The 18,905-nt window shown below is 62.5% G+C and carries 20 protein-coding genes and 1 riboswitch; of the genes, 11 read left to right on the top strand and 9 right to left on the bottom strand.

The window, feature by feature from the left end; genetic code table 11:
• Window positions 1–46: 46 nt before the first annotated feature.
• Together IAE38_RS13680 and upp are read right to left on the bottom strand one after the other, a co-directional pair.
• Window positions 47–1,321, bottom strand: coding sequence for a uracil-xanthine permease family protein (locus tag IAE38_RS13680; RefSeq protein WP_028631675.1), 1,275 nt, complete (start codon window positions 1,319–1,321; stop codon window positions 47–49).
• A 2-nt stretch (window positions 1,322–1,323) separates the two neighbouring features.
• Complete coding sequence (gene upp, locus IAE38_RS13675; RefSeq protein ID WP_028631674.1) at window positions 1,324–1,962, bottom strand: uracil phosphoribosyltransferase; 639 nt, start codon at window positions 1,960–1,962, stop codon at window positions 1,324–1,326.
• 160 nt (window positions 1,963–2,122) lie between these two features.
• Here upp and IAE38_RS13670 point away from each other — a divergent pair, with 160 nt between their 5' ends.
• The 3 genes from IAE38_RS13670 to IAE38_RS13660 all read left to right on the top strand — a co-directional run bounded on the left by IAE38_RS13670 (window position 2,123) and on the right by IAE38_RS13660 (window position 3,576).
• Window positions 2,123–2,680 (top strand): hypoxanthine-guanine phosphoribosyltransferase, encoded by a 558-nt coding sequence (locus tag IAE38_RS13670; protein ID WP_028631673.1) that lies wholly within the window; start codon window positions 2,123–2,125, stop codon window positions 2,678–2,680.
• A 66-nt stretch (window positions 2,681–2,746) separates the two neighbouring features.
• Window positions 2,747–3,217 carry a hypothetical protein gene (locus IAE38_RS13665; RefSeq protein ID WP_201163737.1) on the top strand — a complete coding sequence of 157 codons (471 nt, stop codon included), beginning with the start codon at window positions 2,747–2,749 and terminating at the stop codon, window positions 3,215–3,217.
• A 68-nt stretch (window positions 3,218–3,285) separates the two neighbouring features.
• Window positions 3,286–3,576 carry a PA4642 family protein gene (locus IAE38_RS13660; RefSeq protein WP_028631671.1) on the top strand — a complete coding sequence of 97 codons (291 nt, stop codon included), beginning with the start codon at window positions 3,286–3,288 and terminating at the stop codon, window positions 3,574–3,576.
• Window positions 3,577–3,615: 39 nt separating this feature from the next.
• On the opposite strand, the gene mqo is transcribed toward IAE38_RS13660, so the two are convergent.
• Both mqo and IAE38_RS13650 read right to left on the bottom strand, forming a co-directional pair.
• On the bottom strand, window positions 3,616–5,124 hold the full coding sequence (gene mqo, locus IAE38_RS13655; RefSeq protein WP_201163739.1) for a malate dehydrogenase (quinone): 1,509 nt from the start codon (window positions 5,122–5,124) through the stop codon (window positions 3,616–3,618).
• A gap of 603 nt (window positions 5,125–5,727) precedes the next feature.
• Window positions 5,728–5,961: a hypothetical protein gene (locus IAE38_RS13650; RefSeq protein WP_028631669.1), complete on the bottom strand. Its 234-nt coding sequence runs from the start codon at window positions 5,959–5,961 to the stop codon at window positions 5,728–5,730.
• 155 nt (window positions 5,962–6,116) lie between these two features.
• On the opposite strand from IAE38_RS13650, the gene IAE38_RS13645 reads away from it, so the two are divergent.
• Window positions 6,117–6,701, top strand: coding sequence for a YajG family lipoprotein (locus IAE38_RS13645; RefSeq protein WP_201218002.1), 585 nt, complete (start codon window positions 6,117–6,119; stop codon window positions 6,699–6,701).
• A 68-nt stretch (window positions 6,702–6,769) separates the two neighbouring features.
• On the opposite strand, the gene IAE38_RS13640 is transcribed toward IAE38_RS13645, so the two are convergent.
• Window positions 6,770–6,976 (bottom strand): hypothetical protein, encoded by a 207-nt coding sequence (locus IAE38_RS13640; protein ID WP_201163740.1) that lies wholly within the window; start codon window positions 6,974–6,976, stop codon window positions 6,770–6,772.
• Between the two features lie 111 nt (window positions 6,977–7,087).
• Window positions 7,088–8,254: a 1-acyl-sn-glycerol-3-phosphate acyltransferase gene (locus IAE38_RS13635; protein WP_201218001.1), complete on the bottom strand. Its 1,167-nt coding sequence runs from the start codon at window positions 8,252–8,254 to the stop codon at window positions 7,088–7,090.
• 125 nt (window positions 8,255–8,379) lie between these two features.
• Between IAE38_RS13635 and IAE38_RS13630 the strand changes: the two genes are divergently transcribed.
• From IAE38_RS13630 to IAE38_RS13615, 4 genes are all read left to right on the top strand, one after another.
• Entirely contained in the window at window positions 8,380–8,565 is a 186-nt protein-coding gene (locus IAE38_RS13630; RefSeq protein ID WP_201163742.1) for a CPXCG motif-containing cysteine-rich protein, read from the top strand.
• Window positions 8,565–8,825 (top strand): putative signal transducing protein, encoded by a 261-nt coding sequence (locus IAE38_RS13625; protein ID WP_028631664.1) that lies wholly within the window; start codon window positions 8,565–8,567, stop codon window positions 8,823–8,825. The genes IAE38_RS13630 and IAE38_RS13625 overlap by 1 nt, the downstream gene beginning before the upstream one ends.
• A 15-nt stretch (window positions 8,826–8,840) precedes the next feature.
• On the top strand, window positions 8,841–9,461 hold the full coding sequence (locus IAE38_RS13620) for an SOS response-associated peptidase (protein WP_201163743.1): 621 nt from the start codon (window positions 8,841–8,843) through the stop codon (window positions 9,459–9,461).
• A 149-nt stretch (window positions 9,462–9,610) separates the two neighbouring features.
• Complete coding sequence (locus tag IAE38_RS13615) at window positions 9,611–10,429, top strand: M48 family metallopeptidase (protein WP_028631662.1); 819 nt, start codon at window positions 9,611–9,613, stop codon at window positions 10,427–10,429.
• A gap of 44 nt (window positions 10,430–10,473) precedes the next feature.
• Here IAE38_RS13615 and IAE38_RS13610 read toward each other — a convergent pair whose 3' ends face one another.
• From IAE38_RS13610 to IAE38_RS13600, 3 genes are all read right to left on the bottom strand, one after another.
• Complete coding sequence (locus IAE38_RS13610; protein ID WP_028631661.1) at window positions 10,474–11,058, bottom strand: TMEM165/GDT1 family protein; 585 nt, start codon at window positions 11,056–11,058, stop codon at window positions 10,474–10,476.
• Between the two features lie 87 nt (window positions 11,059–11,145).
• Window positions 11,146–11,287: riboswitch (yybP-ykoY riboswitch) on the bottom strand.
• A 38-nt stretch (window positions 11,288–11,325) separates the two neighbouring features.
• Window positions 11,326–12,324, bottom strand: coding sequence for a class I SAM-dependent methyltransferase (locus IAE38_RS13605; RefSeq protein WP_201218000.1), 999 nt, complete (start codon window positions 12,322–12,324; stop codon window positions 11,326–11,328).
• A gap of 52 nt (window positions 12,325–12,376) precedes the next feature.
• Window positions 12,377–13,342 (bottom strand): 2-hydroxyacid dehydrogenase, encoded by a 966-nt coding sequence (locus tag IAE38_RS13600; protein WP_201217998.1) that lies wholly within the window; start codon window positions 13,340–13,342, stop codon window positions 12,377–12,379.
• Window positions 13,343–13,527: 185 nt separating this feature from the next.
• On the opposite strand from IAE38_RS13600, the gene IAE38_RS13595 reads away from it, so the two are divergent.
• The 3 genes from IAE38_RS13595 (at window position 13,528) to IAE38_RS13585 (ending at window position 18,807) form a co-directional block, all read left to right on the top strand.
• Window positions 13,528–15,210 carry a fatty acid--CoA ligase gene (locus IAE38_RS13595; RefSeq protein WP_201163746.1) on the top strand — a complete coding sequence of 561 codons (1,683 nt, stop codon included), beginning with the start codon at window positions 13,528–13,530 and terminating at the stop codon, window positions 15,208–15,210.
• 320 nt (window positions 15,211–15,530) lie between these two features.
• Entirely contained in the window at window positions 15,531–17,417 is a 1,887-nt protein-coding gene (locus IAE38_RS13590) for a DUF1302 domain-containing protein (RefSeq protein WP_028631657.1), read from the top strand.
• Between the two features lie 25 nt (window positions 17,418–17,442).
• Complete coding sequence (locus IAE38_RS13585) at window positions 17,443–18,807, top strand: DUF1329 domain-containing protein (RefSeq protein ID WP_028631656.1); 1,365 nt, start codon at window positions 17,443–17,445, stop codon at window positions 18,805–18,807.
• The last annotated feature ends 98 nt before the right edge of the window (window positions 18,808–18,905 follow it).

Genomic DNA, 18,905 nt, shown 5'->3' with positions numbered 1-18,905 from the left:
CCTGTTGCCGCTGAGCGCGCAGCAGGGCCTGTTGGTCATTGCTGCCTCAAGGCAACTGGTCATCCAGTTTCTTGTGCTTCCAGGCGTCGTTGCCCGGCAGGATCAGGTTCAGTGCAATAGCCACGATAGCGCACAGGGCGATGCCCTTCAGTCCCCAGTCATCCGGCCCGTCACCAGTGCCCACCAGTACGCCGCCGATACCGAACACCAGCGTCACCGAAACGATCACCAGGTTGCGCGCCTCGGCCAGGTCCACCTTGTGGCGGATCATGGTGTTCAAACCCACGGCGGCAATGGAGCCGAACAGCAGGCACAGAATGCCGCCCATCACAGGGATTGGGATGCTTTGCAGCAGGGCGCCGAACTTGCCGATGAAGGCCAGGGTAATAGCGAACAGCGCAGCCCAGGTCATGATCTTCGGGTTGTAGTTCTTGGTCAGCATCACCGCGCCAGTCACCTCGGCGTAGGTGGTGTTGGGCGGCCCGCCAAACAGGCCGGCTGCTGTGGTGGCCAGGCCGTCACCGAGCAGCGTGCGGTGCAGCCCGGGCGTTTTCAGGTAGTCACGGCCGGTCACGCTGCCCACCGCGATAACGCCACCAATGTGTTCGATTGCCGGCGCCAGGGCGACCGGGACGATAAACAGGATGGCCTGCCAGTTGAACGCCGGGGCGGTGAAGTTGGGCAGCTCCAGCCAGGGTGCAGCGGCGATCTTGGCGGTATCGACCACGCCAAAGGCAAACGACAGGGCAAACCCCACCAGCACACCCGCAATGATCGGCACCAAGCGGAAGATGCCTTTGCCGAATACCGCCACGATCAGGGTGGTGAGCAACGCTGGCATGGAGATAAGCATGGCGGTTTTATAAGGCAGCAGCACGCTGCCATCACCAGCCTTGCCCATCGCCATGTTGGCCGCGATCGGTGCCATGGCCAGGCCAATGGAGATGATCACCGGGCCGATCACCACGGGCGGTAGCGTGCGGTCGATGAAGCCGGTGCCTTTGATTTTTACCATCAGCCCCATGAAGGTGTACACGAAACCCGCGGCCATCACGCCGCCCATGGTTTCGGCCAGGCCAAACTGGCCTTTGGCGAGGATGATAGGGGTGATGAAGGCAAAGCTCGAGGCCAGGAACACAGGTACCTGGCGGCCGGTGACCAGCTGGAACAGCAGCGTGCCGATGCCTGCGGTGAACAGTGCGACGTTCGGGTCCAGGCCGGTGATCAAGGGCATCAGCACCAGCGCTCCGAATGCCACGAAGAGCATCTGCGCGCCCGAAACGACCTGGCGCCAGAGCGGGTCGTTGAAGCCGTCCTGCATGGTCAGGCGTCCTTCTGCTTGGTGCCGAAGATCTTGTCACCGGCATCACCCAGGCCCGGCACGATGTAGCCGTGCTCGTTCAGGCGCTCGTCGATGGAGGCGGTGAAGATCTGCACGTCCGGGTGGGCTTTCTCGACCACCTGGATGCCCTCGGGGGCGGCGACCAGGACCATGGCGCGGATTTCCCGGCAACCGGCCTTTTTCAGCAAGTCGATGGTCGCGACCATGGAGCCGCCAGTTGCCAGCATCGGGTCGATGATCAGTGCCAGGCGCTGGTTGATATCGGGCGCGAGTTTTTCCAGGTAAGTGTGTGCTTCGAGGGTTTCTTCGTTGCGGGCCACGCCGACGGCGCTGACCTTGGCACCCGGTACCAGGCTGAGCACGCCGTCGAGCATGCCGATACCGGCACGCAGAATCGGCACGACGGTAATTTTCTTGCCGGCGATTTTCTCTACCGCAACCTTGCCACACCAGCCGTCGATCTCGTAGGTTTCGAGGGGCAGGTCCTGGGTGGCTTCATAGGTCAGAAGGGCGCCGACTTCCTGGGCGAGTTCGCGAAAGTTCTTGGTGCTGATGTCGGCACGGCGCATGAGGCCGAGCTTGTGGCGGATCAGCGGGTGGCGGATCTCACGGGTGGGCATAGGGGGCTCCGAAAGGCGGGCAAAAAAACCGCGCTAGATTAATCTATTCAGCCTGTGCTGTCGTCTGATCATTCTGCACGTTAGTCCATAAACGCTTGATCTGTGGCGAGCGGATGCGTACCTTTGCCCGCTTTTCCAAAATGCCCCCCTGGAGAGCGCAATGTCCGCCGATCTCGAGCATATTCGCCAAGTGATGCGTGAAGCCGACTGCCTGTATACCGAAGCCGAAGTCGAGGCGGCGATCGCCAAGGTCGGCGAGCAGATCTGCAAGGACCTGCATGACAAGAACCCGGTGGTGTTCTGCGTGATGAACGGTGGCCTGATCTTCTCCGGTAAGCTGCTGACGCACCTGCAGTTCCCGCTTGAGGCCTCGTACCTGCATGCCACCCGTTACCGCAACCAGACCAGCGGCGGCGAGCTGTTCTGGAAGGCCAAGCCAGAGGTATCGTTCATCGATCGCGACGTGCTCATCGTCGATGACATCCTCGACGAAGGCCACACCCTCAGCGCCATCATCGAGTTCTGCAAGCACGCCGGTGCGCGCACGGTGCACACCGCGGTACTGATCGACAAGGAACACGACCGCAAGGCCAGCCCCGACCTCAAAGCCAACTATGTCGGTCTGCCTTGCATCGACCGATACATCTTCGGTTATGGCATGGACTACAAAGGTTACTGGCGCAACGCCAACGGCATTTTTGCCGTCAAAGGCATGTAACACGGCGCCAGCCTCACGGCCCTGGTACAGCATGCTAGAGTGCTCCTTCATGCCAAGGAGCCTTACATGCGTGCGATTCTCCCGTTCCTGCTGGCGGTCAGCCTGCCCCTGGCCGCCGCACCGATGCACAGCCAGTTCCTTCCGCCTGACGACCAGGCCTTGCGCCAGCAGGCGCCCACCGGCCAGCAATTGCTTCAGGTGACCGACTACGCCGTGGTGGTGGGTGCCCAGCGCCAGTCCGACCAACAGCCCATCCCCATCACCTCCACCTTGCAGGTGCGCCTGAAAGGCAAGCCATTGAGCAAGGGTGCCACCATCACCCAGGTGCTGTTGACCTTCGATGGAGAGGCCGCCAAAAGCCTGAAAAAGCCGGTGTACGACGAGAAAACCAAGACCCTTGGCCTGAACTACCCCGTCAGCGACTACAGGGTGATCATGGACCTGCTGCGCAACGAGACGGTGTATGTGCAGTTTCTGACCTACGGTAACGGCCATATCTGGGCTGACCTGCACACAGGTACCGTACGTACGCGTTGAGGCGCGCTGGCTGCGGGGGGTACACTGCCGGCCTTCGAAATCCCGTGATGGTCCAGTTGGAGTCGGCAATGCGTAAAGACAAGAAACAGGTAATCGGTGACGAAATCAGCGACGACTACATCAAGTCGTTTCTTCAGTTTGAGCCGGCAGATGGTGTGACTTCGCCGTCGCTGCACAAGCTGGTTAAAGCCTACCGTGGCCTGCGCGTCGATGATTTCCAGCGTTTTGTGGGCTTCTTTGTGGCAGCCGGCCTGGACCTGGACGGCAAGGACGAGCACGGCAAGACCTTCGTTGAGCAGATCGCCGACCAGCGTAACGCGCCCGAATACATTGAGATTATCGACAACGCACGTGCGTAAGCGGAAGGGTTGGGGCTGCAACGCAGCCCCAGTCAGTAATCACGCGTAGTGCTTGGCCGCCGGGCTGTCTTCAGCCAGGTCCAATGCTGCGTCGTTGTCCGCGCTGATCTTGTGATACAGCGCCGCGTCGGTTGCCAGGGTCTTTTCCCGTGCCGGGAAGATTTCCTTGAGCTTGGCAGCCCATGCACCCTTGGCCTGGTCCGGGAAGCAGCGCTCGATCAGCTCAAGCATGATCGACACCGTCACCGAAGCGCCAGGCGATGCGCCCAGCAGCGCTGCGAGGCTGCCGTCCTGGGCTGCCACCAGCTCGGTGCCGAACTGCAGCACGCCGCCTTTTTTCGGGTCTTTCTTGATGATCTGCACCCGTTGGCCGGCCACTTCCAGGCGCCAGTCTTCGGCCTTGGCGTGTGGGTAGAAGCGGCGCAATGACTCCAGGCGCTGCTCCATCGACTGCATCACTTCGCTGACCAGGTACTTGGTCAGGTCCATGTTGTCGCGGGCCACCGCCAGCATAGGGCCGATGTTGCCCATGCGCACCGACAGGGGCAGGTCCATCAGCGAGCCGTGCTTCAGGAACTTGGTGGTAAAGCCTGCATAGGGGCCGAACAGCAGGGATTTCTTGCCATCGACCACCCGGGTGTCGAGGTGCGGCACCGACATGGGCGGTGCGCCCACGGCAGCCTGGCTGTAGACCTTGGCCTGGTGCTGGCTGACGATCTCCGGGTTGTCGCAGCGCAGCCACTGGCCACTCACGGGGAAGCCGCCGAAGCCTTTGCTCTCTGGAATGCCGGAAGCCTGCAGCAGGGGCAGGGCAGCGCCACCTGCGCCCAGGAAGACGAAGCGCGCGTCCACCTCACGGCTACCACCGCTGTTGACGTCCTTGATGCTCACGGTCCAGCCGTCGCCGTTACGGCGCAGGCCCACCACCTTCTTGCAGTACTTGACCTGCGCGTCGGGCGCATCGCCCAGCAGCTTGAGCAGCTTGTTGGTCAGTGCGCCGAAGTTCACGTCGGTGCCCTTGAGCACACGGGTGGCGGCGATGTGCTGGTCGGCTGGGCGCCCCGGCATCATCAGCGGCATCCACTCGTTCATCACGGCCTTGTCTTCGGTGTATTCCATGTCGGCGAAGGCGTGGTGCTGCTTGAGCAGCTCGTAGCGCTTCTTGAGGAATGCGACACCCTTGTCACCCTCGACATAGCTCAGGTGCGGGACCGGGTTGACGAATGCGCGTGCCGGCCCGAAGTTGCCCTTTTTGCTCAGGTAGGCCCAGAACTGGCGGGACACCTCGAACTGGGTATTGATGTGCACCGCCTTCTTGATGTCGATGCTGCCATCGGCGGCCTGGGGCGTATAGTTGAGCTCGCACAGGCCAGCATGGCCGGTGCCTGCGTTGTTCCACGGGTTGGAACTCTCTGCGGCTCCAGAGTCCATCGCCTCGACGACCTCGAGCTTGAGGCCCGGGTCAAGCTCCTTGAGCAGTACGGCCAGGGTGGCACTCATGATGCCCGCGCCTACCAGTACTACATCAACCGATTCGTTCTGCGCCATTTACCGCGTCTCCACACTCTACAGCTACCTAATTGACAGCACGGCATACCGGGTTCGCCAGGATCGCCATGTCCGACTTTTCGCAGTTCTTGAAGCGTTCGCGGACACCGCCAGTCAGTCTTGGGGTTGCTACATTGAACCCTGTTTGCCATGGGTGCGGCAATTCGACTTATGGTCAAGGTGTCGTGCGTGCGATATGGAACGGCTCAGACACGCATCCGGGATGAGGGTTCTTGCCGCCTGTTCAGGGCTGTTCGGGACACATCTGCTGCTTTTGCACATGCCAGATTGTTCATTTGCTCGCCACACTCTTGTGAAGTAGTGAAAACCGTTTTTTCCACGCTCTTTTGGAGACGTGAACCTCAAAAGGGGACTGCGCGATGGCAACCCGCAGGTTCATGCAGTGTGAAGGGCCGGAAAAGCAGGCACGACAGCCGATGCAAGACCTGAGTGGAAGGCTCTCTGTGGGCGAGGCGGGTGAAGTTGCCGGGGTCAGACGGCGAGTGCGGGGCCCGATCAGGAGACGTCCTTATAATCGGGGGGAGATTATAGCGATGTCGCGGGGAGAAATGTCGTCAATTCGTGGTTTTATTGCAGCGTTTTTCAAGCTGCGAGGATGCGCTGATGCCAGGGGCGGCTTGCACGGTTGCAAACCCGGGCGCTGGCCGGCAGTTCGCGGCCCAGCCAGGCAAGGTGGATATCGTGAACCTGTACCCAGCCGCCGCCGCTGGGTAGCTGCCGGCATTGCATGAAGGCCAGGCATTTGCCCGTGCCGTCGAGCCGGGCGTAGGCGTTGCCGGGTTTACGTTGCAGTAGCAGGTTCCAGAGCGAAGCCATGGCAGGTGTCCTGTGCAGTGAGGCCTGGCGCAAGCATAAGGGGTAGCCGATTAAACGATTGTGACAGCGCGCACTGGCCTCGCATGCCGCTTGCAGGCCAGGCCCCGCCGCTAGGTATACTGTGCACCTTCGCCGCACTTTCTGGAGAAACGCGCATGTTGCAACGTCTGTTGTTCGGTTTGATCGCCGTAGCCAGCCTCAGCCTGGTCGGCTGTGCCCACAGTCCGCAACAACTCAGCCCACAACCCAAACTGACCGCGCCGCTTGCTCCGGTGGGCAATGGCCAGCCAGTGGTGGTGCGTGTGGTCGATGGCCGGCCGTCGCCGTCCCTGGGGACGCGCGGTGGCATGTACCCGGAAACCAGCACCATCAGCGTCAACGCCAATGACGTGGTGCCCAAGCTGCAGGCCCAAGCCGAAGCCGCCGTGCGCCTGCTGGGCTTTACCCCCACTTCTGGTGCAGGCAGTGCGCCGCAGCTGACCGTGACCCTGGCTGAGCTCAAGTACCAGTCCCCCAAAGACAACCTGTACGTGACCGAAGCCACCATTGGCGCCACCTTCCGCGCCGATGTCAGCAACAACGGCCGCCGCTACAGTGGCCGCTATGGTGCTTCGCTGGACCAGCGGTTTGGCATGGCCCCCAACCAGGACACCAACACCCAGCTGGTGGGCGATGTACTGAGCGATGCGCTGACCCGTCTGTTCAAGGACCCAAGCATCGGCCAGACGCTGGCGCGGTAATCTGTGGCTTCGCAGGCCCCCAACCGCTGCCCCCACACAGGGCAGCGGTTTTTTTGCCTCTGCGGTGCTCAGGCCGCTTCGATGTGAAAGTCCAGCACGCTGATACCGGTGCCGGTGTCCACCTCTGGCCAATGGTCATGCATGTGCCCGCCGAGGGCGCAGTAAACCAGCCACTGGCGATCTTGCACGTTGATGGCGAAACCGTCGATCAATGCCTGTTGCTCGTCGCTCTGAGCGACCAGATAGAGGCGGTCCTGGTTTTCGGCGTGCAGCATGAACGGGCTCCGGTTCGTTGAAAGGCCGACAGGGTGGCCTGTTCTGATGACGAACGCGTGACAGGTGAAATTAAATGAGGAAGGGGCGCGCGCTGCGCCCCACGCAGGGGATCAGGCTACGGGTGCCTGCTGCTTGACCTGGTACTGGTTGCGCACAGGGGTCGCATACTGCAGCACCAGGTAAGGCTGCTGCTCGGGCGGGCAGGCATCCAGGCGGCGCTGCCACTCCTCTTTGGCCTTGGCCAGTTCGTCGGCCGGGAACACCTTGTCGGCGGCGGGCACCTGCAGGGTATCGTCCTTGTCTGCCCACATCGCGTAGGCCAGGTAGTGCACCGGGAACAACCGGTAGCCGGCCAGAATCTGCCGGTCGACTGCAGCAGCCAGTTGCTTGGCGTCTTCGTGGTACTCGGTGACCGGCGCGGCAAAGTTGATGTGCACCCGGCCCTTGTAGCCGGTGATGCCCTTGGCGATGCTCTGGTCGTCCTCGCCTGGCGCCTTCTTGTAGGTGCCGGTGGTGGCGCGGATATACAGTTCGCGAGCCTTGGCCTGGTCGCAGGGGTCGTATTCGTAGCTGATCGAAACAGGCGTCAGGTTCAGGCTCTGGATGACCGCACCGAAGGCTTCGTCCTTGCGGCTCATGTGGAACATCTTGAGGATGGCCGAGTCGGTGCGATCGTCACCGTCCTTGGCGCGGCCTTCGGCCTGGGCGATCCAGATCGAAGTGGCATCGTTGCGGATGGAGTGGTTGATGTAGGCCGAGAGCAACTGGTAGGCCGCCAGCTTCTCGCGGCGCCCGGTGATGGACCGGTGCACGATGAAGCTTTTGTTCAGGCGCATCATGTCGCTGACGAACGGCTTCTGCAGCAGGTTGTCGCCGATGGCAATGCGCGGGGTCGGCAGGCCAGCGTGGTACACCGCGTAATTGACGAAGGCCGGGTCCATCACGATGTCGCGATGGTTGGCCAGAAACAGATAGGCAGTGCCAGCCTTGAGTTGCTCGACCCCGGTATAGGTGACGCCATCGGTAGCACGGTCGATTGTCTGGTCGACGTAGTACTCCACCTTGTCCTGCAAGGTGGAAACGCAGGTCACACCGGCGAATTCCTTGCGCAGGCGCCGGGCGATCAGCGGTTTGAGCAACCAGCCGAAAGCGCCGGCCGCAAGGGGGAAACGGAAGTGCGTGAGAATATCGAGAAATGCCGGGTCGCTGAACAGCCTTGCCAGCACGGCAGGGACCTCAGCGTCGTCGTAGGGTCGGATGGCATCGAATTCGCCCATCATGCTCTCTTGTTGGAAACGGCTAGGGTAATAAGGTAGGGGCGGGCTCCGAAAAACGGCTCGGACGCACACGGGCCCTGTAAACAGACCGGCAATTATACGCATAAGTCACCGCGGAGGCCCCGATGCTGGAAACCGACTTCTATGATTGCCCGTATTGTGGCGAGCGGGTGGAAACCACCGTCGACCTCTCGGCGGGTGATCAGGTTTACACTGAGGACTGCCAGGTGTGCTGCCAGCCGGTGATCTTCAGCTTGCAGGTGCACGATGACGAATGGATGCTCGATGTCAGACGTGAGGACGATGCGTGATGCGGCGTATCTACGAACCCGAAAACCTGCTTGAGGCGGAAATGCTGGCCGGTATGCTGGCCAGCGAGGGGGTGCGCGCACATCTGGTGGGCCGCGACCTGGTGGGCGCAGCCGGTGAATTGCCGATTCACGGTCTGCTGGGCCTGGCGGTGGACGATGAGCACGCCGAGTACGCACGGCAGTTGATCGATGCGTACAATGACGCCCAGCCGATGGTTGGCGACGAACCGGAGAGTTTCCCCGGTACCTTGATCTGCTAGGTTCAGAATTCCCCCATGTGTGGACGTTATGCCCTGTTTCGCTGGCCTCAGGCACTGGCCAGCCTGCCAGGCTTCCCGGTCGGTCACCCCGCCCAATGGAACATTTCGCCGGGTGCCTCGGTGCTCATCCAGCGCCAGCTCGAGGGTGGGCCGGAGGTGGCGAGGGTGCGCTGGGGCTTGACGCCCGCCTGGCTGACCGACCTGTCACGTACCCCTGCCCATGCCCGGGCCGAAACCCTGGCCGAACAGCCGATGTTCCGCGAAGCCTTTCGCCAGCGCCGCTGCCTGATGCCGGCCAACGGCTTTTACGAATGGCGTGGCAGCGTGCGCAAACGGCCCTACTGGCTAACGCCAGGCGAGGGGGCGTCGTTGTACTTCGCGGCCATCTGGGAGGCGTACCCGGTGCAGGGCCAGGTGTGGTTGAGTTGCGCGGTGGTGACGCAGGCCGCGGTGAACCAGCGCCGGCCCCTGATACTGGACGAAGCGGGGCGCGAAGCCTGGCTGGACCCGCTGACACCACTGAGCCGCCTGCAGGAGTTGCTGGCGAGCCCGCCTGCGCCCCTGCGCGAGCGCGCCTTGGCCCATTTCGTCAACGACCCGAAGCTGGATGCCCCGGAGTGCTTGACCCCGGCCTGATGCGATCCAAAGGTGCACGATCAGGTGGGCTGGTGTACGCCCACCGATACCTGCGGCCGCGTCTACGTGGGTAAATTCTTACCTGCGGCTATGGCGGGCAACCCTTGAGTCATCCTAGGATACGGCGCATGTCGAAAGGGAGTGATTTCATGCGTAAAGGTTTAGTCGTCAGCCTGCTGAGTGCTGGCATCCTGCTGGCTGGTTGCCAGGCGGTGAACACCACCAGTGGCGGCTCCGTGGGTGTAGAGCGCAAGCAGTACATGTTCAGCATGCTGTCGCCCGATGAAGTGAACAAGATGTACGCCCAGTCTTATCAGCAGACCCTGGGCGAGGCCTCCAGCAAAGGGCTGCTGGACAAGTCCAGCGCCGATGCCCGGCGCGTACAGGCCATTGCCAACCGCTTGATCGCCCAGGCCCCCAAGTTCCGGCCCGATGCCGCCCAGTGGAACTGGGAAGTCAACGTGATCAAGAGTGACGAACTCAACGCCAACTGCGGCCCGGGCGGCAAGATCATTGTCTACACCGGCCTGATCGATCAGCTCAACCTCAACGACGCCGAGATCGCCGCCGTAGTAGGCCACGAGATCGCCCACGCCCTGCGTGAACACAGCCGCGAGGCAATGTCCAAAGCCTACGGCGTGCAAATGGCCCGTTCCGGTGCCGGTGCCCTCCTGGGCCTCGGCCAGGACAGCATGGCCCTGGCCGACACCGTGGTGAACTACGCCATGACCCTGCCCAACAGCCGTGCCAACGAAAACGAAGCCGACCTGATCGGCCTTGAGTTGTCGGCCCGCGCCGGCTACGACCCTAACGCAGCCATCACCTTGTGGAACAAGATGAGCAAGGCTTCGGAAGGGGCGCCGCCTGAGTTCATGAGCACTCACCCCGCATCGGCCAGCCGCATTGCCTCGCTGCAGGCCGCCATTCCGAAGGTGATGCCGCTGTACCAGGCTGCTGCCAAGCCATAAAAACCGTGCAAGCCGCCCGCAGATGCCGGCGGCTTGCAGCCCCTTCAGCCCACCCAGCCGCTGGCCTTCATGGCCGAATACACCGCGACGATGGCCAGCACGAAGAACGCAGCCGCTGCCAGGCGGCGGATCAGCGTCAACGGCAGTTTGTCTGCAGCGAAGTTGCCCGCCAGCACTACGGGTACGTTGGCGATCAGCATGCCCAGCGTGGTGCCGACGATCACCATGATCAGGTGCGGGTATTGTGCGGCCAGCATCACCGTGGCCACTTGGGTCTTGTCACCGATTTCGGCCAGGAAGAAGGCGATGAGGGTGGTCAGGAACGGGCCGAAGCGGCGCGCCGGGTTCTCGTCGTCGTCCATCTTGTCCGGTACCAGTGTCCACAGTGCGGTGGCGGTGAAACTTGCGGCAAGGATCCAGTGCAGGGCGGCGTCGCTGAAGAAACTGCCAAACCACGCACCTACTGCGCCGGCCGCAGCATGGTTGGCCAGTGTGGCGGCAACGATACCGGCAATGATCGGCCACGGTTTACGAAAACGCGCGGCAAGAATGAGCGCAAGCAATTGCGTCTTGTCGCCGATTTCGGCAAGCGCAACGATGGCGGTGGGGACCAACAGAGATTCCAGCATCAGGATTCCTACGGGGGCGGGTCGACACGGCTATGACACGTACAGCCTTCCCGCCCCGGGTAAGGTGTGCGTGTCATAGGTCTTGTCAAACCCTGGATCTGTCTGCGCAGATCTGGCCATGCAAGGGTGCATGGTGGGTCGCACGCGCCATGGTCTGTGGACCAAGTGTGTTGACGCGTACCGGGCGAGCGGGTGGCTCGCGGGAGACTACTCCCCTAGGACGGAGCGGATTCTGCCTAGGCGAAACGGTTTCGGCAAGCGTTGTTTTCAGCCACGTGTCGCCTGATAAATCCGAAACCCATCCGCTTCGTCGCGTACCCGGCAGTTGCCCAGCGCCGCTTCGATCAGCGGTTGGTAGCGCAGAAAACTGTTGGCAACCAGGCGAATTTCGCCACCTTTTCGCAGGTGTTCGGCGGATTTTTTCAGCATGGTTTCCGAGGCGTGGTAGTCGGTGTGTACGCCGGTATGGAACGGTGGATTGCTCAGCAACAGGCTCAGGTCAAAAGGCGCTGCGTCGATCCCGTCACCATGAATGACCTCGCCCTCAAGGCCATTGTCAGCCAGGGTCAGGCGGCTGGCGGCAACGGCAAAGGCGTCCACGTCCAGCAGTGTAAGGCGGCTTTGTGGATAGCGCCGTTTCACGGCAGCACCCAGCACGCCCGCACCACAACCGAAGTCCAGTACATGGCCGTCCGGCACCCCATCGAGGTGCTTGAGCAACAGGGCGGTGCCCCGGTCCAGGCGGCCATGGCTGAACACGCCCGGCAGGCTGGTGACGCGCAAGGGGCCGTCTGGCAGGTCCAGCTCGAAACGTTGCGCCAGGCTTTCAAGCGGCTGCGCCTGGGGCGCCTGTTCGACGGTGACCTGCCAGAGCTGGCAGTGCCGGGCGCTGTCGAGCTTGCGAGGTTTGCCAAAGGCCTGCAACTGCCTGGATACGGCCTCGATACCCCCGCGTTTTTCCCCCACCACGTACAGTTCGCCGCCCGCCAACGGTGCAGCCAGCGCATTGAGCAGGTAGGCAGCCAGTTCGCGTGACTTGGGCAGGAACAGCACGGCCGCAGTGAACGCCACGGCCGGTGGTTCCACCCCGCAGTGGCTGCGCATTGCGTAACGGCTGGCCAAGGCTGCATGGTCGCCGGCGTGCCAGGTCCAGGCATGGGCTTCAGGCAACTGGCCGAGCAGGTTGTCAGCCGGTGCTCCGGCTATCAGCAGCGGGCCTTGGAACAGCTCTGCCTGGCGGAGCAACACTTGACTACGCGGGTCCATGGACGAGGCCTCCGGAAAAAGTGGCGCAGTGTACCAGAGGCGCCACGTTGGCTCAGCTGACCACTCGCCGCGCCTGCCCGGCGAAGAAGGCCTGAGCGTTTTCGGCCAGCTGCCCGACGATGCGCTGGCGGGCTTCCACCGCGCCCCAGGCGCTGTGGGGCGTGATGATCAGGCGTGGGATGCCGGGCTCGAGCAGTGGGTTGCCGTGAGCCGGCGGCTCGACGCTGAGCACGTCGGTAGCCGCCCCGCCCAGGTGGCCACTGCGCAGGGCATCGGCCAGCGCCTGCTCGTCGATCAAACCGCCTCGGGCAGTGTTCACCACCAGGGCGCCGGGCTTGAGCAGCGCCAGCTCGCGGGCACCGATCATGTGCCGGGTCTGTTCGTTGAGCGGGCAGTGCAAGGTCAGGGCATCGACCTGAGGCAGCAGCTCATCGAGCGGCAGGCGGTCGTTGCGGCTGGGTCGCCCGGGTATCTGCCCGCTCAGCACGCGCATGCCAAACGCCTCGGCCAGCCGCGCCACCGCGCCACCCAGCTCCCCATGGCCCAGCAGGCCGAGGGTTTTACCCTCCAGTTCGACGATGGGGAAGTCCAGCAGGCAGAACTGGCTGGCCTGGGCCCAGCGGCCTTCACGCACGGCCTGCTGGTAGTCGCACAGGCGGGTGGCCAGTGCCAGCAACAGGGCCAGGGTATGCTGGGCCACTGAAGGGGTGCCGTAGCCCTGGCAGTTGCAAACGGTGATGCCTTGCGCATGCGCAGCGGCCAGGTCGACGTTGTTGGTGCCCGTGGCAGCCACCAGAATCAGCTTCAGCTGCGGGTTGGCAGCCAGTGTTGCGGCATCCAGTACCACCTTGTTGCTGATGACCGCGGTTGCCCCTTGCAGGCGCTCTGCCACGTGCTCCGGGCGGGTGGCCGCGAACAGTTCGAAGGTGTCGAACTGCTGCTTCAGGGGCGAGAGGTCAAGGTCGCCAAGGTCAAGGGAGTGGTGGTCGAGAAACACGGCGTGACGCGGGCTGGGCATGGAGTTCTCCGGGGGCTGATCGCAGGCTTCAACCCAGTGTCCAGCCCCTTGCAACCGCCCGTCAACGCCCACCCCTCAACACCTGCGCCTGGCAAATCATTCCTTCGGCTGATTTGGCTGTCATATCGGCGCACTACAGTAACGGCCACACGTTTCCAGCCTGCTGCTCAATGAAAGGGATATTTATGTTGCAGACCCGCATCATCAAGCCCGCCGAGGGCGCCTATGCGTACCCGCTGCTGATCAAGCGCCTGCTGATGTCTGCAAGCCGCTACGAGAAAACCCGCGAAATCGTCTACCGGGACACCCTGCGCCTGACCTACCCGCAGCTCAACGAACGTATTGCACGGCTGGCCAACGTGCTGACCGCCGCCGGCGTGAAGGCCGGTGATACCGTGGCGGTGATGGACTGGGACAGCCACCGTTACCTGGAGTGCATGTTCGCCATTCCCATGATCGGGGCGGTGGTGCACACCATCAACGTGCGCCTGTCGCCCGAGCAGATCCTCTACACCATGAACCACGCCGAAGACCGCCTGGTGTTGGTCAACAGTGATTTTGCAGGCCTCTACCAGTCCATTGCCGGCCAATTGACCACGGTCGAGCGCACGGTACTGCTGACCGACGATGCGGCCAGCCAAGCCACGTTGCCGAGCATGGAGGGCGAATATGAACAACTGCTGGCCGCTGCCAGCCCGCACTACGACTTTCCTGATTTCGACGAAAACTCGGTGGCCACCACGTTCTACACCACCGGTACCACGGGCAACCCCAAGGGGGTGTATTTCACCCACCGGCAACTGGTGCTGCACACGCTGGCCGAAACGTCGGTGACCGGCAGTATCGACAGCGTGCGCCTGATCGGCAGCGATGACGTGTACATGCCGATAACCCCCATGTTCCATGTGCATGCCTGGGGCATCCCTTATGCCGCCACCATGCTGGGCATGAAGCAGGTGTACCCCGGCCGCTACGAGCCAGAAATGCTGGTCAGGCTGTGGCGTGAAGAACGGGTCACGTTCTCTCACTGCGTGCCTACCATCTTGCAGATGCTGCTGAACTGTCCAAGCGCCCAGGGGCAGCACTTTGGTGGCTGGAAGATCATCATTGGCGGCAGTGCCTTGAACCGCTCGTTGTACGAGGCTGCCCTGGCCCGCGGCATACAGCTCACGGCGGCGTATGGCATGTCCGAAACCTGCCCGCTGATTTCTGCGGCCCACCTCAACGATGAACTGCGTGCCGGCAGCGAAGATGAACGGGTCAGCTACCGCATCAAGGCCGGCGTGCCGGTGCCCTTGGTGGAAGCTGCCATTGTCGACGGTGAAGGCAAGTTCCTGCCTGCCGATGGCGAAACCCAGGGGGAGCTGGTACTGCGCGCACCCTGGCTGACCCAGGGCTACCTGAACGAACCCGAGAAGAGCGAGGCCCTGTGGCAAGGCGGCTGGCTGCACACGGGTGACGTCGCCACCCTCGACAGCATGGGTTTCATCGATATCCGCGACCGCATCAAGGATGTGATCAAGACGGGCGGCGAGTGGGTATCTTCGCTGGACCTCGAAGACCTGATCAGCCGGCACACGGCGGTTCGCGAGGTCGCGGTGGTCGGGGTGGCCGACCCACAGTGGGGGGAACGGCCATTCGCCCTGCTGGTACTCAGGGAAGGGCAGGCGGTCGATGCCAAGGCACTCAAAGACCATTTGAAGCCGTTCGTGGAGCAAGGGCAGATCAACAAGTGGGCCATTCCAAGCCAGATCGCCGTTGTTACTGAAATTCCCAAGACCAGTGTCGGCAAACTCGACAAGAAACGTATCCGCCAGGACATCGTCCAGTGGCAAGCCAGCAACAGTGCGTTTCTTTCCACCTTGTAACGGGGCGGTAACCGGGGTGCCTGCGGCAATCTGCCCGGGGGTAACCCGCGTGGCAGAGCGCCTGGCGCCTTGCCAAACGGCGCAAATGCGCCATCCTTGAGCACTGCCAGCCTGCACGCGGAGCAAACACCAGCGGGTTGGCGGCATGGAGCGCAAATCACACTTTAGAGGGATCAAGCGCCTGTGCCTTGCTGGCTATAGTCGGGGTCAGGGGCTTTTCGGGAGGGGAGGGTACGCAGGCGCACGCTTGCATGCCGGTCGTTCAGGCCATTCCTGAAGGGACTCACTGCCATAACAAAAAAGTACATGGAGTAGCGTCGATGAAATCTGCAAACCCGTTCTGGCGCAGGGCCAGGTTGCCCATGGCCGTCAGCCTTGCTTCCACGCTCGCCGGCCCAGCATTCGCAGTCAGCTTCAACATTGGTGAAATCGAAGGCCAGTTCGACTCGTCGCTCTCCATAGGCGCCAGCTGGTCGACCGCCAACCCCAACCGCAACCTCATCGGGGTCAACAACGGCGGCAAGGGCCTGTCGCAAACCTCTGACGATGGCCACCTGAACTTCAAGAAGGGCGAAACCTTCTCCAAGATCTTCAAGGGTATTCACGACCTGGAGCTCAAGTACGGCGACACCGGCATCTTTGTGCGCGGCAAGTACTGGTACGACTTTGAACTCAAGGACGAGCACCGCCAGTTCAAGGACATCAGTGATTCCAACCGCAAGGAGGGCGCCAAGTCGTCCGGTGCCGAACTGCTCGACGCCTTTGTCTACCACAACTACTCCATCGGCGACCAACCGGGCTCGGTGCGCCTGGGCAAGCAAGTGGTGAGCTGGGGCGAAAGCACCTTCATCGGCAGCGGTATCAACGCCATCAACCCCATCGACGTGTCGGCGTTTCGCCGGCCCGGGGCCGAGATCAAGGAAGGCCTGATCCCGGTCAACATGTTCTATATCTCCCAGAGCCTCACCGACAACCTGTCAGCCGAGGCGTTCTACCAGCTTGAGTGGGACCAGACGGTTGTCGACAACTGCGGCACCTTCTTCTCCCAGCCAGACATCATTGCCGACGGCTGCAACAATAACCTGCGCGTGCTCAACAGCAGTCGCACAGTGCCGGCAGCAGCCCGCCAGTTCCTGGCCACACGGGGTGTGAACATCAACGAGGAAGGGGTGATGGTGCGCCGGGGCGGCGACCGCGATGCCCGTGACAGCGGGCAGTTCGGTGTGGCCATGCGCTACATGTTCGAACCGCTGGACACCGAGTTCGGTGCCTACTTCATGAACTACCACAGCCGTGCGCCGATCTTCAGCGCCACCGGCGCATCCCCCTCGGTGTTCGCCGCCATCCCGACCCTGCCCGCGCAATTGCGCGCCCTGGCGCCGCTGATCGTTGCCGGCAACTCGCAGTACTTCGTGGAATACCCCGAAGACATCCGCCTGTATGGCCTGAGCTTCTCCACCACACTGCCCACCGGTACAGCGTGGAGTGGTGAACTCAGCTACCGCCCCAACGCACCGGTGCAGTTGAACACCACCGATATTCTGTTTGCCGGTGTACGCCCGCTGGGCGGCGCACTCAGTAATGCTTCGCTGCTTACCGGCACCCCGGGCCAGGACCTGCATGGCTATCGCCGCAAGGAAGTCACCCAGTTCCAGACTACCCTCACGCACTTCTTCGACCAGGTGATGGGCGCCAGCCGCATGACCGTGGTGGGTGAGGTGGGCGTGACCCACGTCGGTGGCCTGGAAAGCGCCTACGACACCCGCTATGGCCGCGACCCGGTTTACGGCCCAGGCCCGCTGCCTTCTACCGGTGGCGCCAATACCTGCCAGGCACTCAACGCCAGCACCATCGCCGGTGCCGGGCCGGGCAGCTCCACGGCCAACCTGAACCGCAAGTGTGAAAACGACGGCTACACCACCAGCACTTCCTGGGGTTACCGCGCCCGCGTGATCTGGGATTACCCGGACGTGTTCGCCGGGGTCAACCTCAAGCCCAGCGTGGCCTGGTCCCATGATGTGTCCGGTTACTCGCCAGGCCCGGGCGGCAACTTCGAGGAAGGCCGCAAGGCAGTCAGCCTGGGGCTGGACGCCGAGTACCAGAACACCTACACCGCCAGCCTCTCGTACACCAACTTCTTCGACGGCAAGTACACCACCGTGGATGATCGCGACTTCGTCGCCCTCAGCTTCGGCGTGAACTTCTAAGCAAACAGATCCAGGACGACATGACATGAACAAGACCAGAAGTCTGCTGCAAGCCGGTGTGCTGGGCCTGTCCCTGCTGGCGACCAGCGTGATGGCAGCGGTGTCTGCGGATGAGGCGGCGAAGCTGGGCAGCACGCTGACGCCAATGGGTGCGGAAAAAGCCGGCAATGCCGATGGCTCCATCGGCCCCTGGCAGCCGCTGGCCAAAACCGCCGGCAGCGTCGACGGCAAAGGTTTCCTTGCCGACCCTTACGGCAGCGAAAAACCCCTGTTCACCATCACTGCGCAGAATGCCGACCAGTACAAGGACAAGCTCTCACCCGGCCAGTTGGCCATGTTCAAGCGTTACCCGGACACCTACAGAATCCCGGTTTTCAAAACCCATCGGGGGGCGACCGTCCCCGCTGATGTGTTCGCAGCCATCAAGGAAAACGCCACCAAAGCCACTTTGGCTGAGGGCGGCAACGGGCTGAACAACTTCCGCACGGCAGTGCCGTTCCCCATCCCGAAAACCGGGTTGGAGGTGATCTGGAACCACATCACCCGCTACCGTGGCGGCAGCGTCAGCCGGCAGGTGATCCAGGCTACGCCGCAGCAGAACGGCTCCTTCAGCCCCGTGTATTTCTCTGACCAGTTCGTGTTCCGCGACCGGATGAAGGATTACGACCCGAACAACCCGGGCAACATCCTGTTCTACTTCAAACAGGAAGTGACGGCCCCGGCGCGCCTGGCAGGCACCGTGTTGCTGGTACACGAAACCCTCGACCAGGTGAAGGAGCCGCGCAAGGCCTGGATCTATAACGCCGGGCAACGCCGCGTACGTCAGGCACCGCAGGTGTCGTACGACGGGCCGGGCACCGCGGCCGATGGCCTGCGCACCTCGGATAACCTCGACATGTACAACGGTGCCCCGGACCGCTACGACTGGAAGCTCGAGGGCAAGAAGGAGCTCTACATTGCCTCCAACGCCTTCAAGCTCGATGACCCCAAGCTGAAGTACACCGATATCGTCAAGGCCGGGCACATCAACCAGGACCTCGCCCGTTACGAGTTGCGACGGGTGTGGCATGTGGTTGCCACCCTCAAGCCTGGCCAGCGGCACATTTATGCCAAGCGTGACTTCTACATCGACGAAGACACTTGGCAGGCCGCCGTGATCGACCAGTACGACGGCCGCGGCCAGCTGTGGCGCGTGTCCGAGGCCCACGCCCAGCCGTACTACAACGTGGAGGTGCCGTGGATCACCCTGGAGGCCATCTACGACCTGCAATCGGGCAGGTACCTGGCCTTGGGCATGAAGAACGAAGAGAAGCGTGCATACGACTTCGGCTTCACCGCCAGCAAAGCAGACTTCCAGCCTGCAGCACTGCGCCAGTCCGGCATCCGTTAATCCGGCGTCACACGGGCGATGTAGGAGCGAGCACAGCTCGCGATGGGGCGCAAAGCGCCCCCAGCCTTCCCAATAAACCCGCTGAATACCCCTCCAAA

It is taken from the genome of Pseudomonas sp. S32 (genome assembly GCF_016648095.1).
GTDB classification, from domain to species: domain Bacteria; phylum Pseudomonadota; class Gammaproteobacteria; order Pseudomonadales; family Pseudomonadaceae; genus Aquipseudomonas; species Aquipseudomonas parafulva.
Note: the sequence above shows the minus strand (reverse complement) of the source record. Positions and strands in the feature narration are given on the sequence as shown.

What these genes read in the sequence shown, in the direction of transcription:
- upp (WP_028631674.1), bottom strand. Translation starts at nt 1,962, where the DNA reads ATGCCCACCCGTGAGATCCGCCACCCGCTGATCCGCCACAAGCTCGGC.
- IAE38_RS13590 (WP_028631657.1), top strand. Translation starts at nt 15,531, where the DNA reads ATGAAATCTGCAAACCCGTTCTGGCGCAGGGCCAGGTTGCCCATGGCC.
- IAE38_RS13615 (WP_028631662.1), top strand. Translation starts at nt 9,611, where the DNA reads ATGCGTAAAGGTTTAGTCGTCAGCCTGCTGAGTGCTGGCATCCTGCTG.
- IAE38_RS13620 (WP_201163743.1), top strand. Translation starts at nt 8,841, where the DNA reads ATGTGTGGACGTTATGCCCTGTTTCGCTGGCCTCAGGCACTGGCCAGC.
- IAE38_RS13630 (WP_201163742.1), top strand. Translation starts at nt 8,380, where the DNA reads ATGCTGGAAACCGACTTCTATGATTGCCCGTATTGTGGCGAGCGGGTG.
- IAE38_RS13635 (WP_201218001.1), bottom strand. Translation starts at nt 8,254, where the DNA reads ATGGGCGAATTCGATGCCATCCGACCCTACGACGACGCTGAGGTCCCT.
- IAE38_RS13645 (WP_201218002.1), top strand. Translation starts at nt 6,117, where the DNA reads ATGTTGCAACGTCTGTTGTTCGGTTTGATCGCCGTAGCCAGCCTCAGC.
- IAE38_RS13605 (WP_201218000.1), bottom strand. Translation starts at nt 12,324, where the DNA reads ATGGACCCGCGTAGTCAAGTGTTGCTCCGCCAGGCAGAGCTGTTCCAA.
- IAE38_RS13650 (WP_028631669.1), bottom strand. Translation starts at nt 5,961, where the DNA reads ATGGCTTCGCTCTGGAACCTGCTACTGCAACGTAAACCCGGCAACGCC.
- mqo (WP_201163739.1), bottom strand. Translation starts at nt 5,124, where the DNA reads ATGGCGCAGAACGAATCGGTTGATGTAGTACTGGTAGGCGCGGGCATC.
- IAE38_RS13585 (WP_028631656.1), top strand. Translation starts at nt 17,443, where the DNA reads ATGAACAAGACCAGAAGTCTGCTGCAAGCCGGTGTGCTGGGCCTGTCC.
- IAE38_RS13595 (WP_201163746.1), top strand. Translation starts at nt 13,528, where the DNA reads ATGTTGCAGACCCGCATCATCAAGCCCGCCGAGGGCGCCTATGCGTAC.
- IAE38_RS13625 (WP_028631664.1), top strand. Translation starts at nt 8,565, where the DNA reads ATGCGGCGTATCTACGAACCCGAAAACCTGCTTGAGGCGGAAATGCTG.
- IAE38_RS13665 (WP_201163737.1), top strand. Translation starts at nt 2,747, where the DNA reads ATGCGTGCGATTCTCCCGTTCCTGCTGGCGGTCAGCCTGCCCCTGGCC.
- IAE38_RS13680 (WP_028631675.1), bottom strand. Translation starts at nt 1,321, where the DNA reads ATGCAGGACGGCTTCAACGACCCGCTCTGGCGCCAGGTCGTTTCGGGC.
- IAE38_RS13640 (WP_201163740.1), bottom strand. Translation starts at nt 6,976, where the DNA reads ATGCTGCACGCCGAAAACCAGGACCGCCTCTATCTGGTCGCTCAGAGC.
- IAE38_RS13610 (WP_028631661.1), bottom strand. Translation starts at nt 11,058, where the DNA reads ATGCTGGAATCTCTGTTGGTCCCCACCGCCATCGTTGCGCTTGCCGAA.
- IAE38_RS13670 (WP_028631673.1), top strand. Translation starts at nt 2,123, where the DNA reads ATGTCCGCCGATCTCGAGCATATTCGCCAAGTGATGCGTGAAGCCGAC.
- IAE38_RS13600 (WP_201217998.1), bottom strand. Translation starts at nt 13,342, where the DNA reads ATGCCCAGCCCGCGTCACGCCGTGTTTCTCGACCACCACTCCCTTGAC.
- IAE38_RS13660 (WP_028631671.1), top strand. Translation starts at nt 3,286, where the DNA reads ATGCGTAAAGACAAGAAACAGGTAATCGGTGACGAAATCAGCGACGAC.